At 55.7% G+C, this 17,532-nt stretch carries 12 protein-coding genes; 3 read left to right on the top strand and 9 right to left on the bottom strand.

Annotated elements, in window-relative coordinates; translation table 11 throughout:
- Positions 1–111 precede the first annotated feature (111 nt).
- From bcsC to bcsR, 6 genes are read right to left on the bottom strand one after another with little or no spacing between them, the layout of a single operon-like run.
- Positions 112–3,594 (bottom strand): cellulose synthase complex outer membrane protein BcsC, encoded by a 3,483-nt coding sequence (gene bcsC, locus K5E19_RS21090; protein WP_221552919.1) that lies wholly within the window; start codon positions 3,592–3,594, stop codon positions 112–114.
- The gene (gene bcsZ / locus K5E19_RS21085; RefSeq protein ID WP_221552917.1) at positions 3,576–4,682 is read right to left on the bottom strand and encodes a cellulose synthase complex periplasmic endoglucanase BcsZ; all 1,107 of its coding nucleotides are present in this window, start codon (positions 4,680–4,682) and stop codon (positions 3,576–3,578) included. The genes bcsC and bcsZ overlap by 19 nt, the downstream gene beginning before the upstream one ends.
- A gap of 6 nt (positions 4,683–4,688) precedes the next feature.
- Entirely contained in the window at positions 4,689–7,112 is a 2,424-nt protein-coding gene (gene bcsB, locus K5E19_RS21080; RefSeq protein ID WP_221552915.1) for a cellulose biosynthesis cyclic di-GMP-binding regulatory protein BcsB, read from the bottom strand.
- Between the two features lie 10 nt (positions 7,113–7,122).
- Entirely contained in the window at positions 7,123–9,738 is a 2,616-nt protein-coding gene (gene bcsA, locus K5E19_RS21075) for a UDP-forming cellulose synthase catalytic subunit (protein ID WP_010426042.1), read from the bottom strand.
- Positions 9,735–10,487 carry a cellulose biosynthesis protein BcsQ gene (gene bcsQ / locus K5E19_RS21070; protein WP_108417650.1) on the bottom strand — a complete coding sequence of 251 codons (753 nt, stop codon included), beginning with the start codon at positions 10,485–10,487 and terminating at the stop codon, positions 9,735–9,737. The genes bcsA and bcsQ overlap by 4 nt, the downstream gene beginning before the upstream one ends.
- Positions 10,488–10,498: 11 nt before the next feature.
- Positions 10,499–10,687, bottom strand: coding sequence for a cellulose biosynthesis protein BcsR (gene bcsR, locus K5E19_RS21065; protein WP_010426045.1), 189 nt, complete (start codon positions 10,685–10,687; stop codon positions 10,499–10,501).
- 173 nt (positions 10,688–10,860) lie between these two features.
- Here bcsR and bcsE point away from each other — a divergent pair, with 173 nt between their 5' ends.
- From bcsE to bcsG, 3 genes are read left to right on the top strand one after another with little or no spacing between them, the layout of a single operon-like run.
- Positions 10,861–12,423 (top strand): cellulose biosynthesis c-di-GMP-binding protein BcsE, encoded by a 1,563-nt coding sequence (gene bcsE, locus K5E19_RS21060; RefSeq protein WP_221552913.1) that lies wholly within the window; start codon positions 10,861–10,863, stop codon positions 12,421–12,423.
- Positions 12,420–12,614, top strand: coding sequence for a cellulose biosynthesis protein BcsF (bcsF, locus tag K5E19_RS21055; RefSeq protein ID WP_100167293.1), 195 nt, complete (start codon positions 12,420–12,422; stop codon positions 12,612–12,614). Before bcsE ends, bcsF begins: the two co-directional genes overlap by 4 nt.
- Positions 12,607–14,286, top strand: coding sequence for a cellulose biosynthesis protein BcsG (gene bcsG / locus K5E19_RS21050; RefSeq protein ID WP_221552911.1), 1,680 nt, complete (start codon positions 12,607–12,609; stop codon positions 14,284–14,286). The genes bcsF and bcsG overlap by 8 nt, the downstream gene beginning before the upstream one ends.
- 34 nt (positions 14,287–14,320) lie before the next feature.
- Here the strand turns inward: bcsG and K5E19_RS21045 are convergent, their stop codons facing one another.
- From K5E19_RS21045 to murB, 3 genes are read right to left on the bottom strand one after another with little or no spacing between them, the layout of a single operon-like run.
- On the bottom strand, positions 14,321–15,313 hold the full coding sequence (locus K5E19_RS21045; protein ID WP_221552965.1) for a glycosyl hydrolase family 8: 993 nt from the start codon (positions 15,311–15,313) through the stop codon (positions 14,321–14,323).
- A 16-nt stretch (positions 15,314–15,329) separates the two neighbouring features.
- A complete protein-coding gene (gene birA / locus K5E19_RS21040) occupies positions 15,330–16,292 on the bottom strand; it encodes a bifunctional biotin--[acetyl-CoA-carboxylase] ligase/biotin operon repressor BirA (protein ID WP_221552910.1) in 963 nt (320 codons plus the stop codon).
- Positions 16,289–17,317, bottom strand: a complete 1,029-nt coding sequence (gene murB, locus K5E19_RS21035) for a UDP-N-acetylmuramate dehydrogenase (protein WP_221552909.1) — start codon at positions 17,315–17,317, stop codon at positions 16,289–16,291. The genes birA and murB overlap by 4 nt, the downstream gene beginning before the upstream one ends.
- Positions 17,318–17,532: the final 215 nt, after the last annotated feature.

Genomic DNA, 17,532 nt, shown 5'->3' with positions numbered 1-17,532 from the left:
TCCACAGAACTCGAAGCGCAGGGCGCACCAGGGAGTGAACCTGGTGCGCCTGAGTATACCCGATTGCTGCACTTTTAAGAGAGACTTACAATTGGATTAAGTAAAATCCGATTACCAGTCGGCGTAAGGGACCAGCGGCTCTGGTGGCAGGTCCATATCGCCCTGCCAGCCTGCGGCAGAATAACGCACGTAGAGCAGCGCATGGCTCGGGGTATAGTCTTTTGCTTCCTGAATATCCACGCCCAGACCGACAAACCAGTTAGAGGTCACGCGACGCTCGATAATCGCCCTCGCGGTATAACCTGTACCGGAGGAACTGCTGCCGGTTTCCATTTCGCCTCTGTCGGTATAGCGGCCAGGCTCATCGGTTGGGATCAGACCCTGTTTCGGATAACGCAACTCATCTTTCGTCTTCGAATGCGACCAGGAGACCGAACCGCCCAGCTCCCAGGACCAGTTCTCAGTGCGCTTACGCCAGGTGACCGGCAGCGCAAAGGAGACATACTCCTGCGGGCTGTAGTAGCCCCCCTGTCCCAGCGTGTAGCCACTGAGATCTTTGTCGTAATGCCAAAGCATGTTTGAGACACCGACCGTCAGACGCTCGTTGTTCTCGTTGATCAGCTTGTAGTAATAGCCGGTCATCCAGCGGATGCGCCAGTTGTCTTCCACATTTTTACCGGTCAGGCTGTCCATGTTCAGGCTTGACCAGATACCGTTCGCCTCGCCTTTGTCATAGCTTATGCTCACGCCGCCACCGGTCGAGCGGACGCCGCCCCAGGTGGTGTTGGTATTGGTATCTTTTTGCCCGGCGAACGCCAGCACAGAGCTGGAGATGGGACGACGATGCGCGTTCAGGGTGTAGCCAATCGGCCCCAGGTCACTGCTGTAGCTCACGCCACCGACCACATCTACCACGTCGAAGCCCATTGGCGTCGTACCCAGATCCCACGCCCAGGTTTTATTCTGCCAGCCAACGGCCACGCTTGCGCCGTTCGCCGACTGGTTCGTGTTGCCGCTACACGGCGTTTCGGCGCAGGTACCCCATTTCGGATCGTAGGTGCCGTTACTGGTGGCAAACGAGCCAGCGTCCATATTGACCAGATCGCTTCGGAAGAACATGCGTCCATCCGATAATGGCGCGTCGACCTGCAGCATCGTGGTATGCGCTTTCAGGTCGGAATAGCCGCCGGTGCCGCTGGAGCCCCAGTAGTCGTGCTGTAGCGTGACGTTCACATCCTGCTGGCGGTATAAATCACCGGCATCGCTGCGCACGCCGCGCTTCAGCCAGTCGTCTTTTTCATCGTTGCGCGTCAGGCGGGTAAAGCTGTCATTATCCGCCGGACGGGTTGTCGTGATGCCGGACGACACCATCGCATCTTTATAGGTTTCCAGCGCCTGCTGCGGCTGGCCGTTCTGGGCCTGGAAGCGTGCCGCATCGCGCAGCACCAGCGCATTGTCCATTGAGGCAGGCTGCGATTTTGCCTGAGGGATAATCTTGCTGAAGGTCTGCTCTGCGGCGGCGGAATCGCCCAGGCCAGCCTGCGCCATGGCGATCCGACGTTGCATATTGAGCGACGGCGGTTGACCATTTTGCGCGGCAGGCAGTTTTGCCAGCTCTGCGCGCGCCGCGTCTTTATCACCCTGCGCGATATAAACTTCGGTCAGTCCGAGGAGTGCATCTTCGTTTTGCGGCTCACGCTGGAGCACGGTGCTATAGGCCGTTTTCGCGGCCTCATGATCGCCGCGCTGTTCTGCCCAGTCTGCCAGCGTTAAATCGATGCGCGTGGATGCGGGCTGCTGACGAAGCAGGTCTTCAGCCTCCTGCGCTTTCCCGCTGTCACGCAGGCGGTTAGCGGTTTCCAGTACCTGATTGCTCTGCAGTCGGTCAGCCAGCTCCTGAATATTGCCGTTCCACTTGTCGCGCGGCAGGGTATCCAGATGCGCCAGCGCGGCGCGATCCTGATCGTTACCCGAGAGATACAGCCCGTTGGCGTAGACCTGATCCGGATCGCCCGGCTTCTGGCTTGCCAGCTGGCGCATGAGAGTATCCGCCTGACTGCGCTGGCCCGCGCTGTAGAGATCACGCGACAAACGGTAGGTGATCCACACGTCTCCCGGCGAGAGCGCGAGGCGTTGACGCTGAATTTCTGCGGCCTGGGCGTATTGCCCCTGGTTTTCCAGCTGTTCTGCCTGCGCGGAGAGCTGCTCGTTGGTAAGGCTGCGTTCAATATCATCTATGCTGCGACGCTGGCTGGCCGAGAGGGACTGAATAAACTGCGTCGCCTTCTCCGGCGACTGCGCGCGATACACATTGGCGAGGCCGCGCACCGCGTTGCTGTTGCCGCTGTCCATGCGCAGCGCCTGACGGTAATACCGCTCGGCGGCGTCGTTATCTTTGCGCGCGGCGGCAACATCGCCCAGCCCCAACACCGCATAGCTGTCGGTATTATCGATATTGCGCGCCTGCTGGAAATAGCGCTCCGCCTGGGCAGTATTGTTAGCTTTCAGCGCCGCATCACCCTGCTGGATCAGCAGCCAGTAGCGGTTAACCTTCAGCAGGCTGTCCCATTTGCCCCGATTATCGCTCTGCGGATCGAGAGCAATTGCCTTTTCAAACTGCGCCACCGCGCGAGCGCGGTCACCTTTTTGTGAATAGGCCTGGCCCAGCGCGCCCACGGCTTCGCTGTCGGCATGGTTGGCGCTGACCGCTTTTTGCAGTTCTGCCACCGCTTTACCGCCCTGCCCGGCATCCACTGCGGCTAGCCCTTCGGCTTTCGCGCGGAACGTCGGATCAGCAAGTTGTTTTTGCTGTGCGTCAAGCTGGGCTCGCGCCGCCGTCACGTTGTCGCCATCGCTAAATACCGTGAGGTATTTCTTCAGCGCGCTAACGCTGGCGCTGCTGGCGGGCTGATCTTTAATTTGCTGATACCACATATCAGACGCCTGGCTGCGGCCACTGTTGGATTTCGCCATCGCCTGCAGCACCGCAAAGCCTTCATCGCGGCGTCCGCTCTGGAACAGGAGTTGCGCCAGCGCGGCCTGCTGCTGCGTATTGCCCGGATTACTGGCATTAATCTTCTTCAGCTGATTAATGGCGGCATTCCGTCTGGCGGGCTCTTTGGCTACAAGCGTCCAGTATTCTGCTGCCAAATCGCCGTCCGGCGGATCGCCAGCAAACAGTTTGTCATAGGCGGCAATGGCTTCCTGCGTATGACCCGTCGTCGCCAACAGGCGAGCCTGCTGCAAGGCCTGGCGGCCATCAGGCGTGGAGAGCAGCATTGTATTGCGGGAAGACTTGTATGCGCTGGAGCTCGGCGCCATGCCTTTCAGTCGGTCCAGCTCTTTTTGCGCGCCCGCGTTATCTCCCTGACGCAAGAGATAGCGGAAACGTGCGGCAATCACGTCCGGGTTATTCGGGTCGATCAGCTCCAGGCGGTAAAGCGACTGGCGAACCAAATCCTCACGCTGCGTCGATTCGCCCAGACGAACCTGCTCCAGCAGCTGTTGCTGCTGGGGGGAATTGGCGGCCCCGGCCATTGGCATCAGTGCCAGGCCAAGCGATAAACTGAGTAGATTTATTGTGAACTTGCGCATTCCTGGCCCCAATCCGGTATTAATTCACCCTGTGTGGTGAAGCGAAAACGATGCTGATCCCAACCTTGCCCAAAGAGGGTCAGTACATAGCTGTAATAGGCATTATTATCAGGAAAACGATCGGCGACGCGCTGTCGCTGCACTGCCTGCGCGTCCCGATTCTGTAAAAAAGGTAGCAGAGAGGCAGAAAAACCGACCGGGCCTTTATCCGTCCGTTTTCCGGTTGCCACGTCTACTTTCTCCGGCGGCACGCCCTGCTTTGCCGTCACCGTTGCCATTGGCTTAAAGCGTGTCAGCAGCCGAGCCTTCTGCGGGTCTTTATCATTCATCATGCCCACCCAGAGATAAACGCGGATGGCGTCGTAGCTGCCCACCAGCGATTTATCCTGACCGAGCTGCCAGCCTCTGTTTTTCTGGTACTGCACCCAGTTCGGGGAGAAGCCCTTCGGTGCCGTCTCCAGCAATAAACGTAGATTGGTTTCACGAAGCGTGGCCCACGGCGCACCAAATCGGGTGAAATAGTTCGCTAGCTGTGGCGGGAGGTAGCTGGGGTTAAAGCGCCAGGCGTTCTCTTCGGCAAATCCGGTTTTACCCGGCAGCAGCATGAAACCCAGACCCGGTACTTTCACCACTTCTTCGCTGACGATGCGTTTAAGCAGCCCCTTGCCTGTGCGGGTGTAGTCCTGATTTTTCCACAGCCGCCCCGCTTCCAGCAGCGACCAGGCAATCCAGATATCGGCATCGGACGCGGAGTTAGGGTCGATAACCGCCCAAGTCTCTTTGTCCTTTTGCCCCCACAGCCAGGCGGGCAGGTTGGACGCTAAATCCCCCCCGGCGAGATTATCGCGCGTCCACGCCAGCAGCAGATCGAACGCTTTACGATCGTTTGCAGCCAGGGCAAAGAACAGCGCATAGCTTTGCCCTTCAGAGGTGGTAATTTTTCGCGCGTCACTGGGATCGATAACGCGCCCGCTTTCGCTGATGTAGTCCTGTTTAAACTGTTCCCAGGCAGGCCAGCTACAGGCGGCGCGTAGATTCGTCGCCGCCAGCATCAACACGGCTAATACACACCAGCGAAAGCCTTTCATTACAGCTTACTCATGATCCGGATTCAAACGACGACGGCTGATGATACGCAGCAGACGCCACAGCACCCATGCCAGCAATATCACACTCACTGCAGCCAGAATCGCCAGCAGAACCGGATGGTTGGACAAGGCATACCACAGACGTTCGAACCACGGCAGATGACCGACATAATAGACATCGCCGACGCGCAGGCTGTTGACGCCCGCCTCACGGATAACGGAGACAGAACCAAACATAGCGGCCCGTTTACCGCTGTCGTTCATGGCCGAATTTAACAGTTCATACCCGCGAGGGCTGTCTGCCAGCAGGGCGATCACGCTGCGCTGGTCGTTATACGGTGACTGGAAGCCCACGATTGCCGCCATCGGGCCCGTTGAGCTTACGCTGGTTTTAACGCTGGCCTGGCGGTCACCGCTGTCCGGCATAATGCTTGGGAACTCGGTCTGGCGCAGCGGCGTGTTAACCCACGACTGGGCAGCCTGCACCAGCAGATCGACGCGTTTATCATCCTTCAGCTTGTCCGGAATGGTGCCAATGACCATGATATCGGCATCTTTGTTCTGGATTTGGCTGCCATCGTCGGTGAGCGAGACGTTGATGGCCGGTAAACCGGTTTGCGACCCAACCGTCCCCAGCGTATTCAGCAGCGTCGACACCTGCCCCTCATTTGGCGCTTTCGGCATCACAATAATCGACTCAGACAAGTCGGCCATGCGGCTGAACGGGAAGCTGGCGTTGGCAAACGCACGCAGATCCGGCATCGCGATAAAGTGATAATACTTCGAGAAGTCGATAGTGGACTCATCGCCAATCACGACATGGTTCTGTACCGGCTGGAAGGTGATGCAGTTATCCACCGAGCCGCCAGGCATCGGGTTCATATACTGGAAGTCGAAACGCAGCTGGTTTATCGCGCCAAGCTTCAGCGCCGGGATGGACACATCGGTTTTACCGTCCAGCAGCCCCTGCAGCACAGGCAGACGGAGCATCAGGCGGTTGGTATCCTGGGTGCTCGTCAGACTGAATGATTGCAGGAACTGGTTGTTCAGGCTGATATCCATACGCGAGCTGTCTTTGGTCGACGGCGCGGTGTAACGGTAGTTCAGGTTGATATCAATACCGTTGGTGCGCAGCAGATACAGATCTGGCGGCAGATTCATCGACAAACTGACAGGAGAAGGCTCAAGCCCGGTCGACTGCAGCTGCTCTTCATAGGTTTTCAGCTCGCCGAAGCTAATAGGGCGATCGGTACGCACCCAGTGAGGGGCATCGTAAGGCTTACGCGGCAGCAGCGGTTTCACCTCGTCCACCACAACGCTGTTTCCCCGGAAGAGAACATTCCCCTGCGCAATGCCTTTTGCCGCCTGCACCAGATCTTTCTCATCACGCCCGAAGACGACCAGCAGCTTCACATACGGATTGTCCGGGTGGTTGATCATTTCAATCGTCGGTGCTTTAACGTCCGGGTGTTCGCGCAGGAACGCCGGGCGTTTGGCGTTAGTGGCAAATACAATGGCGTTCTTGTCCGGCATTTTGTCGTACATGACCGGGAAGCTCTGACCGCGCCAGCCGGAACGAGAGCCAAACCAGGAGGCCACGATGGTGGCGGCAAGCTGTTCCGTCACATCAGGCGCACCGGCAAAGACCATCGGCAGGTTTAACGGGCGATTATCACGCGGGTCGAAGAACGGGACCGGGAAAGCTGAGAGATCGTTTTTTAACGCCAGCGGCTGATAGGTCAACTGCAGCGAGGAGTTACGACCAATATCCATCCACAGCGTGTTGCTGGCTGGGTTTTCACACACATCGCGATAGTGACCGACGAACTCCAGACGGACACGGTTAAAGTCGGTGATGAACAGCGGGTTGATCGGCACCTGAGCCAAGGTTTTCTTACCCAGCTGCTCTTTAGTAACCGGCAAAACGTCCATCAGTTCATCGTTCAGATAGACCTTCAGCTGAGACTGAACGGGCAGCAGTGACGGTGATGGCGTGTATTCCAGATTCAACACCGCATTCGATACCACTTCGTCGCTACGCATCCCAAACTCAACGCCGCCATTAGGATTGATGCCACGCAGCACCATGCTGCCCGGCGGTGGTGCAATCTGGGCGAACGACAGCTTCACATCGCGCGACGGTACATTTTCGGCGACGACAGGCGCACTGGCACCGCGTACGCCTGGCATCACCTGCCCAACGACCTGGCTGTCGGCAGGTAAGGTATTCCCCGCCGTCGGCTTATTCGGGACCACGTTTTCCGTTTGCCCCGGTGCTGCCGTGACAACAGGATCGGTCGCTTGCGCGACCACCGGAACCGTAGGGGCAGGCGTGGCCGCTGCGTTATCAGGCGCTGCGTTAGCCATTGTTGTAGGGAGCGCACTCATCCCCATTGCCACTGCACATAACCAGGAAAGTTTTGTTTTCATCGCGTTATCATCATTGTTGAGCCATAACCGGGTCTGCCTGCTTCGCTTCATCTCGCTCAGGTCGACGCGGAATGAACGACACGACCCAGGAAACCAGTGAAGTAAGTGACCGGAAAATTAATTTCACCGACGACGGGGCAAATTCTGCAAGGTGACGATAGCCACGGAACCCCAGCTTCAGAATATCCAGCAGGCTTTCCAGAGGTTTATCTTCCGGGAAGCTGTCCTGCCAGAGAGCCCACGTATCCGCGCGGGCAAACGTACACTGCACAAAATCAATATGTTGCTTTTTGGTCAACGGCATCAGCTTCAGACCCACTTCATCACCCGCCACACGCGCAACCTGCGTAGGGAAGACATACTCCTGCTGACCACGCTTGAGCAGCAGATTGACCTTTTGCCCTTCCAGCACCTTCGCCTGACCGTTGATTTTGATGCCCAAACCACCGTCAGAGAAGTCGTGCACGGTACAGGAGAAGAGGTGACCATCTTCGCGGGCTATTGCTGCCGGCATGCTGATCTCGACGCGGTGCGCACGACGTACCTGTTTGCTCTCGACCGATACGGCTACCGCACCACCGAGGATAATCAGGTTGTAGAACACCCACGCCATACTCACGAATACCGTCAGGACCTCGTTTTCCGGGCCGTAGAAGTAACGCCAGATGCCTACGATGACGCCAACGATGTTAAGCAGGACCAGGAAGATATACGGACGGGAGATCACCCAATCGACATACTCCTCTTCCACCAGCCCACCTTTCGCGGTGACATTAAACTTACCTTTGTGCGGGTTAATCAGCGCCACCATGGTTGGCGGGGCAATGTACCAGGCCAGCACGGTTTCGTAGATTTCACTCCAGAACGAATGGCGATATTTCCCTTGGATCTTCGAGTTCGTCAGGCTCGCGTGGATCATGTGCGGCAGAACAAACAGCGCGATCATCAGCGCCGGGGCGTAAATGATGTAGGCGTGAAGAAGCAGGAACGCCAGCGGCGCGGTGAGGAAGATCAGCCGCGGGATACCGGATAAGAAGTGGAACATGGCGTTGACGTAGCACAGGCGCTGCGCCAGCTTCAGCCCTTTGCCCATCAATGGGTTATCGAGACGGAAAATTTGCACCATGCCACGCGCCCAGCGTATACGCTGGCCGATATGCGCCGACAGCGATTCTGTCGCCAACCCTGCCGCCTGTGGAATGCGCATGTACGCGGAGGTATAGCCAAGGCGGTGTAAACGCAGCGAGGTGTGGGCATCTTCCGTCACCGTCTCAACGGCGATACCGCCAATCTCATCCAGCGGTTTGCGGCGGATAACGGCACAGGAGCCGCAGAAGAAGGTGGCGTCCCACATATCGTTTCCGTCCTGCACCAGGCCATAGAACAGCGTGCCTTCGTTCGGGGTTTTACGGAAACGACCAAGGTTGCGTTCAAACGGATCCGGTGAGAAGAAGTGGTGTGGCGTCTGCATCATCGCCAGCTCTTTCTCTTTCAGGAACCAGCCCATCGTCATCTGCAGGAACGAGCGCGTTGGCACGTGGTCGCAGTCAAAGATGGAGACGAACTCCCCGGTGGCATACTTCAGGGCGTTGTTGATGTTCCCGGCCTTCGCATGTTCATGGGTGGTACGGGCGATGTACTCCACGCCGACCTCCTCCGCAAACTGGCGAAACTCGGCGCGGCCACCGTCATCCAGGATCCAGATTTTGAGCTTATCTTTCGGCCAGTCGATGCCTAATGCGGCATAAATGGTGTTTTTCACCACCGTCAGGTCTTCGTTGTAAGTTGGTACAAAGAGATCGACCGACGGCCACTGGGTGGTGTCTTTTGGTAGCGGAACCGGCTGGCGGTTCAACGGCCAGATAACCTGGAAATAGCCCAGGACCAGCACAATCCACGCGTAAGTTTCGGCAAACAGCAGAACCAGACCGCACACCAGACTGACCGGGTCATCCCAGTTGAGCGTTGATGTATAGCGCCACCAGATATAGCGGCAGGAAACCGTCAGTGACAGCACGATCAGCATCAGGGCGGAGAAGCGTCCCGGAATGCGCCGCACCAGCAGCGCCACGCCCCAGAGCAGGATCAGGAAGGTGAACTGTGCCAACGGGTTGAACGGCTGCGTAATACAGACCAGTGCCAGAATGAGCGAGAACACCACAATGACGCCGAGGATAAAACGCCTGAAGCCCGGGTGCAGGTGCCCGAGCTCTTTATGATTATCCAGATGACTGGTTTTGTCGCCGACGCGGTCGGGAAGCCTGTCCAGCCACTGGTGATAGCGTTCACGTAAGTTCTGCACGCGATCGAAGCTACGCCAGCGCGGCGTGGATTTTTCCACTCTGGCCGACGTCGCTGCCAGCCAGACGGCCTGAATCGCATAGCGTGCGGGATCGAGAGGCCTTGGGCGGTCGGGGTTAATGTGCGGATAGAGTTCACTGTGACGCGCACGAATACCCTGCCAGCGGGGGTGTTCGAGTGGAATAAATATCCAGGCCAGGATTAACCAGAAGCAACCAAGCGTGGCACTCAGCGACGACGCGCCGTGTCGACGGTAGTGCCGGTAGCGCTCGCTTAAACGCGAACTGACCGGCGGGATAAGTAACCCGTTAGACAGGCGACTCATACCGTACTCCCGGCAGATTCCGGTCTTTTCGCGAAGTGAAGCAAGCACCAGTTCGCCAGCGTCAGGATCTCTTCGGCTGCCAGCGAATCTCCCCGATATTCACCGAGCGGTTGCTTAGAGGCGAGACATTCCGCCATTCCCTCATCGCGATGGATAACAATCGGCAGCAGGCGACGCTGGCTTTGCAGCCAAACCTGGTAGAGATCGTCCTGGATCTGGCTGTTGATGCGAAGATCGTTAATCAGAAGATGGGCATTTGTGGGCAACGGCTGTTGGTGCAAGCGGATATGGCAATTCGCATCCACATTCACGATGGAGAGGACATGGTCACACTGTGCGATAAGCTGGCGGGTCAGCGCGGCGGCGCCGTGCGGCAGATCCAGCAATATCCACTGATACTGCCCTTTTTCCTCCAGGCTCTTCAACGCGGTCGTAAATTGCGAAAGCAGACGCTGATACGCGGCTTCATTCTCACGCTCAGCTTCAGTCAATTGACCATAAGGAAGTAAATCAAGCTGGGAGGTGTAGCGCATACCCGCGTCACGCCAGTCTTTATCATCGAGCAGTGCGCGGGCCCAACCCTTTGTATGCGTAAAGTCGACGTTAAATGACATGCGCAGCAAATTATCGGAGCAGGCATCAATAACCAGCACCGATTCGCCTAACAGCTGTAATGACCACGCCAGCGCCGCGGTAATGGATGTTGTACCTACACCACCACGGACGCCCTGTAATCCTAGTATGGCCATCAATGGCTCCCTTATTGTTGTTGGGCAAATTCAGCTAATAACGGCCAGCGTTTAATAGCCGCGGCCAACTGTTCCCGCTGGGAAATATCGGTGTAATCTATTTCGGGCAAAGAGAAAGCCTGCGTCAGCGCCAGAAAATCGTTTTGAAATGTGTAACCCAGGCTTGAGTCTACAGGCGTTCCGGATTCGTTATTATGCATGATTAATTCATCCCTTAGCGTAAAATCACACGATCAGATGTTGTGAGGCATCCTGCCCACGAAATTTCATTTACATGCTAAATCTGATGCTCTTTAATTTCAATGTTAGGTTTATTTCTACGCTTTCGCTAGTAAACTGAGATACAGATAAATTCGACGAAAAGAGGGATACCGTGGACTCCATATTTTCTATTGGCATCCAGTCATTATGGGACGAATTGCGGCACATGCCAGTCGGAGGAGTCTGGTGGATTAATACGGATCGCAACGAAGATGCCATAAGTCTGGTAAACCAGACGATTGCCGCACAGGATAAGGATTCCCGCGTGGCTGTCATTACGATGGGCGAAGAACCTAAAAATATCATCAGGCTCGAAAACGACCGTGGGCCACAGACCGTACGATTATTTTCCATGTCTTCGGAGGCGGATAGTCTATACTTTTTGCCCCGCGATATTCAGTGCTCGATTGATCCGGATCACTATTTCCTGATTCTAAAATGTTCGAATAACGCGCTGCAAAATATCCCCTCAGAAAAACTGCTGCGCTGGTTGAACAGAATCAATAAGTGGGCAAAAAATCAAAACTGCACGCTATTGGTTGTTAACCCCAGTAGTAATAATGACAAGCTTTTTTCACTGTTAATGGGCGAATATCGTTCTCTTTTCGGTCTGGCAAGTATCCATGACCAGACAGATAGCTATCTTTACGATATTGCGTTCTGGTGCAATGAAAAAGGGGTTAGCGCTCGCCAGCAGCTCACCCTTAAACATATCGAGGGGGAGTGGCATCTCGCCCGGCAAGAAGAAACCGTGGTTCAGCCGCGCAGCGATGAAAAACGCATTCTGAGCCATATTGCGGTATTAGAAGGTGCGCCTGCGCTCTCTGAAAATTGGTCACTGTTTGAAACTAACGAAGCGTTATTTAATGAGGCCCGCACGACGCAGGCCGCTACGATTGTTTTTTCTCTCATGCAGAATAACCAAATCGAAACGCTGGCGAGACACATTCACACCTTACGCCGTCAACGCGGCAGTGCGTTAAAAATCGTGGTGCGTGAAAATAATACCAGCCTGCGTGCCACTGACGAACGACTGCTGCTGGGCTGCGGCGCAAATATGGTCATACCATGGAATGCGCCGCTGTCGCGCTGCCTGACGCTTATTGAGAGCATACAGGGGCAGCAGTTTAACCGCCATGTTCCGGAAGATATCGGCACCTTGCTCTCAATGACACAGCCAATGAAACTGCGCGGTTTTCAAAAGTGGGATACCTTCTGTGATGCCGTCGGCAACATGATGAGTAATACGCTGCTGCCAGCGGACGGAAAAGGGGTCATGGTTGCCCTGCGTCCGGTGCCGGGCATTCGTGTTGAGCAGGCGCTCACGCTATGTCGCCCTAACCGCGTCGGAGACATCATGACGATTGGCGATAACCGTCTGGTGCTGTTTTTATCCTTCTGCCGGGTAAACGATCTCGATACCGCGCTCAACCATATCTTCCCTCTGCCGACTGGCGATATTTTCTCTAACCGCATGATTTGGTTTGAAGATAATTTGATTAGTGCTGAACTGATGCAAATGCGCGCCCTGACGCCTGAACAATGGGCGAAGCCATTACCCATGACAAACGATGTCAAACCGATCCTGAATGCGAAGCATGACGGGCATGTCTGGCGCCGGATACCCGAACCACGACGCTTATTACCTGAGGGCGAGGAGAGCGCATCATCATGAATCTCAGCGATATCATTCAACTGGTCGTACTGTGTGCGCTGATTTTTTTCCCGCTGGGCTACTATGCGCGCCATTCCCTGCGTCGTATTCGCGATACGGCCAGATTAATGTTTTTAAAACCCCGCTACATTAAACCAGCCGGAACACTGACACGCGCTCCGAACGTCAAGGCAGACCGAAAACATGACTAATTCTACCTACACCACGTCGGCACCTTCGCCGCTCTGGCAATACTGGCGCGGACTTTCCGGCTGGAATTTCTACTTTCTGGTGAAGTTTGGCCTGCTCTGGGCAGGCTATCTTAATTTCCACCCTCTGCTTAACCTGGTGTTTATGGCGTTCCTGCTGATGCCTATTCCCAATATCAGGCTGCATCGCTTGCGTCACTGGGTCGCTATCCCCATTGGTTTCGCGCTGTTCTGGCATGACACCTGGTTACCGGGTCCGGAAAGCATTATGAGCCAGGGCTCGCAGGTTGCGGGCTTCAGTACCGACTATATGCTTGATCTGGTTGAGCGCTTTATTAACTGGCAGATGATTGGCGCGGTGTTTGTGCTGCTGGTCGCCTGGCTGTTCCTGGCACAGTGGATCCGTGTGACCGTGTTTGTCGTCGCGATTATGGTCTGGTTAAACGTACTGACGCTGGCGGGGCCGAGCTTCTCCCTGTGGCCAGCCGGCCAGCCGACCACAACGGTCACTACTACCGGCGGTACGGCGGCAGCAACCGTCACGACGGCAGGCGATACGCCGGTGGTTGGCGATATTCCGACGCAAACCGCCCCGCCCACGTCCACCAATCTGAACGCGTGGCTCTCTAGTTTCTATACCGCTGAAGATAAACGTCAGACCAAATTCCCGGACGCACTACCTGCCGACGCCCAGCCATTTGAACTGCTGGTGATCAACATCTGTTCTCTCTCCTGGGCGGATGTGGATGCAGCCGGATTAATGTCGCATCCGCTGTGGGCGCATTTCGATATTCAGTTTAAAGACTTCAACTCTGCGACCTCTTACAGCGGCCCGGCAGCGATTCGCCTGTTACGTGCAAGCTGCGGTCAACCTTCGCATAAGAACCTCTACCAGCCAGCCGGTAACCAGTGTTACCTGTTTGATAACCTGTCCAAACTGGGCTTTACGCAGCACCTGATGCTGGGTCATAACGGTCAGTTTGGTAACTTCCTGAAAGAGGTGCGTGAAGAAGGGGGTATGCAGGCACCGCTGATGGACCAAACGGGTCTGCCGGTCACCCTGTTGGGCTTCGATGGTTCTCCGGTTTATGACGATACGGCCGTGCTACAGCGCTGGTTGCAGACCGTCAGCAAGGAAGAGGGTTCGCGTAGTGCAACATTCTTTAATACCCTGCCGCTTCACGATGGTAACCACTTCCCGGGCGTGAGCAAAACGGCAGATTACAAAGTTCGGGCGCAGAAGTTCTTTGATGAACTGGACGCGTTCTTTACCGAGCTGGACAAATCAGGCCGTAAAGTCATGGTTGTTGTGGTACCTGAACACGGCGGCGCGCTGAAAGGCGACAGGATGCAGGTATCCGGCCTGCGTGATATTCCAAGCCCGTCGATTACCAACGTTCCTGCCGGGATTAAATTCTTCGGTATGAAGACACCGCATCAGGGTGCGCCAATCGAAATCACTCAGCCAAGCAGTTATCTGGCGATTTCAGAACTCGTTGCCCGCGCGGTAGACGGTAAGCTGTTTGTTGAAGATAGCGTGAACTGGGATCAGCTCACCAGCGGTCTGCCACAAACGGCAGAGGTATCGGAGAACGCCAATGCGGTGGTGATCCAGTACCAGAACAAACCGTATGTTCGCCTTAACGGCGGCGACTGGGTACCGTATCCGCAGTAAAAGATCTGGCCCTCTCCCCGGCGGGGAGCGGGCCTTATTGTTTTGAGATCCACACCAGCATTTTCAGGCTTGCCGAATAGTAATCATCTTCCGCAGTGATGTCGGGCTCACCGACCGTCTGCCCCATCGTTAAATCACGCACTGCCAGCAGACCGCCTGCCATCATGTAGGGGGCGTATTCATTTGTCGTGACGTTAACCCACGCGGCGGTTTGTTCACGCGGAAACTGACCGAACCAGGCGCGCCAAGGTGTGAGCAAGGGACTTTTCGCGTTGGACCAGCTGATGTACAGCGGAATGCGGATGGCGTCATAGCTCATGCGGGGCGGCCAGGCGTTTGCAGGGACCAGCGTCCCTTTCGTGTCGAGAGAGACCCAGTCGGTTGGCAGGTTGGCTTTGCCCGACCCCATTTTCTTCAGCAGCCGCTCTCCGTCCTGCGCGAGCTGACGCCATATTTGCAAATGGCTGCGGTCAGCAAATGCCTGCCAGGCAGGAAACACGAAGTAGGAAGGATTAAGCACAACGTTATTGTCCAGCTTAAACCCCTGTGAGCCGGGCAACATCACGCGGTAACCCGCATAGCGGATAACGTTATGGGCAAGCAGCGCTTTGGTAATGGCATCCGATGCCGTGCTGTAGCCCTTGTCATGCCAGCGCGCGTTCGCTTTTAACAGAGCCCAGGCAATGAGCACATCGCCATCGGAGGCGTTATTTTTGTCGGCAATCGGGTCCGTTTGAGCGGGGTTATAACGCCAGTAAAAAAGATTGTTCTCTTTATTCTTCAGCGTGCTGTTGGTCCAGTTCCAGAGTTTATCAAAGGTCGCTTTATCATCGTTTGCCACCGCCATCAGCATGGCAAAACCCTGGCCTTCCGTATGGGAAACGTCACCGTTGCCGGTATCGACGATTCGCCCATCCGGCTTAAAGAAGCGCGCTTTGTAACTCTCCCAGGCCTGGCCTGCCTGAGAGAAAGGCGTGAACAGCAAACTCATCATGACAGCCAGCGTGGCGCATGCGGGTTTTCGCATCATTAATCCAATCCGGTTATTCAGCGCTGCGTAAGGAGATTTCCCCGCCCATCCAGGGTTTGATCGCGCCATCCTGTTCCAGGAGCAGCGCCCCCTGCGCATCAATTCCGCGAGAAATGCCGTAGATTTCTTTATCCCCAATCAGCAGTTTCACCGGGCGGTTGATAAAGTTATCCAGCTTTTCCCAGCGAGACAGGAACGGTGCCAGCCCGTCTTGCTCAAAGAGCCTGAGTGAGCTGCGCAGCTCTTTAATCATTCGCGCGGCCAGGACATTGCGGTCGATAGTGATACCCGCTTCCTGCAGGTTGGTCCAGGCCTGGTTCACCACATCGTTCTGCACATTACGCATCACCATGTTTAACCCGGCACCGATGACGATCTGCGCAGCATCGCCGGTCTTTCCCGTTAGCTCGACCAGGATACCCGCCAGTTTTCGATCGTTCAGGTAGAGATCGTTAGGCCATTTTACCCGCACCTTATCCGCGCCCAGATCGTGCAGGACTTCCGCCATCACAATCCCGATGACCAGGCTTAGGCCAATGGCCGCTGCCGGGCCCTGATCGAGTCGCCAGTACATGGACAGATAGAGATTCGCACCAAACGGCGAAAACCACTTACGTCCACGACGGCCGCGACCGGCCTGCTGATATTCAGCCACGCAGGCATCGCCAGATTTCAGCTCAGACAGGCGATCCAGCAGGTACTGGTTCGTCGAGTCAATAACGGGCAGCACCGCAACATTGCCGTGTCCAATCTGGCTGCGGATCGCTTCTTCATTCAGCAGTTGAATAGGCTCCGGCAGGCTGTAGCCTTTTCCTGGGACCGTGAACACATCAACGCCCCAGTCGCGGAGCGTCTGGATATGTTTATTAATGGCGGCACGGCTCATGCCCAGCCGCTCACCCAGCTGCTCGCCAGAATGAAACTCACCGTCCGCAAGGATGCTAATCAGGGTTAAAGGGATCGTGTTGTCCTTCATGCAATAGTCTCCACGGCGTTGACTTCACCCGTACGGCCAATAAAGCGAACTTCAGGCTCCAGCCAGACGTTGAATTTATCACCCACACGCTGACGGACATGGTGCGCAAGCTTCACAACATCGTCGCTGGTCGCATTGTTTTGATTGATCAGCACCAGCGCCTGCTGGCGATGAACGGCAGCACCACCCATCGTTGTTCCTTTTAATTCGCACTGGTCGATAAGCCAACCCGCGGCCAGCTTCACGCTGCCATCCACCTGGGGATAATGCGGAGCCGTTGGCCAGCCGGTGAGGAACGTTTTCGCATTTTCGCTGCTAATGACCGGGTTTTTGAAGAAACTGCCTGCATTTCCATTCACTTTTGGATCCGGGAGTTTGGTCATTCGCATATGGCAAACCGATTCAAAAACGTCGCGCGGGGTGACGGTGGCCGGATCGAGACGGGTGAGATCGCCGTAGGTAAGGACCGGGTTCCACTGCTTCGCCAGACGCAGGCCAACGGCCACAATGACGAAACGATCCTGGTAATCATGTTTGAAGATACTGTCACGATAGCCAAAGCGGCACTGTTCTGCGGTTAAACGTTTCGCATTTCCCGTTGCCAGTTCAATGCAGTCAACATATTCGCAGACGTGTTTCAGTTCGATGCCGTAGGCACCGATATTTTGAATGGGTGACGATCCAGCGCAGCCTGGGATCAATGCAAGATTTTCCAGGCCAGGCATCCCTTTTTCGAGGGTAAATTGCACCAGCTGGTGCCAGTTTTCTCCGGCTCCCACGTGCAGATGCCAGCTATCGGCACGCTCTTCCACATCAATTCCCATGATGCGGTTAACGATCACCGTTCCCGCAAAATCATCGAGAAACAGGACATTACTTCCTTCGCCCAGAATCAGTACGGGTTCGTTATTATCTGTCGCGTTTTGCCATGCATTCAGCAACTGCTGAGCATTCTCGGCACGTACAATTTGATTAGCATTACGTTGAATGCCAAAGGTATTCCAGGGCTTAAGGGAGTGGTTCATAGACGCTATCCTGATGCAAAAACGCGGATAGTTTACCGTATATACGGGGGGATAGGTGATTTGTTTATAGGTACGCGGGATGTCCAGAAACGCAAAAAGGCCATCCTTTCGGATGGCCTCTCTACTTAATTGATGCCTGGCAGTTCCCTACTCTCACATGGGGAGACCCCACACTACCATCGGCGCTACGGCGTTTCACTTCTGAGTTCGGCATG

The organism is Enterobacter sp. RIT637, from assembly GCF_019718755.1.
Lineage (GTDB): Bacteria > Pseudomonadota > Gammaproteobacteria > Enterobacterales > Enterobacteriaceae > Enterobacter.
Note: the sequence above shows the minus strand (reverse complement) of the source record. Positions and strands in the feature narration are given on the sequence as shown.

Coding starts and splice junctions, on each gene's coding strand:
- bcsC (WP_221552919.1), bottom strand. CDS start 3,594: ATGCGCAAGTTCACAATAAATCTACTCAGTTTATCGCTTGGCCTGGCA.
- bcsF (WP_100167293.1), top strand. CDS start 12,420: ATGAATCTCAGCGATATCATTCAACTGGTCGTACTGTGTGCGCTGATT.
- murB (WP_221552909.1), bottom strand. CDS start 17,317: ATGAACCACTCCCTTAAGCCCTGGAATACCTTTGGCATTCAACGTAAT.
- bcsA (WP_010426042.1), bottom strand. CDS start 9,738: ATGAGTCGCCTGTCTAACGGGTTACTTATCCCGCCGGTCAGTTCGCGT.
- bcsB (WP_221552915.1), bottom strand. CDS start 7,112: ATGAAAACAAAACTTTCCTGGTTATGTGCAGTGGCAATGGGGATGAGT.
- bcsZ (WP_221552917.1), bottom strand. CDS start 4,682: ATGAAAGGCTTTCGCTGGTGTGTATTAGCCGTGTTGATGCTGGCGGCG.
- bcsG (WP_221552911.1), top strand. CDS start 12,607: ATGACTAATTCTACCTACACCACGTCGGCACCTTCGCCGCTCTGGCAA.
- birA (WP_221552910.1), bottom strand. CDS start 16,292: ATGAAGGACAACACGATCCCTTTAACCCTGATTAGCATCCTTGCGGAC.
- bcsR (WP_010426045.1), bottom strand. CDS start 10,687: ATGCATAATAACGAATCCGGAACGCCTGTAGACTCAAGCCTGGGTTAC.
- bcsQ (WP_108417650.1), bottom strand. CDS start 10,487: ATGGCCATACTAGGATTACAGGGCGTCCGTGGTGGTGTAGGTACAACA.
- K5E19_RS21045 (WP_221552965.1), bottom strand. CDS start 15,313: ATGCGAAAACCCGCATGCGCCACGCTGGCTGTCATGATGAGTTTGCTG.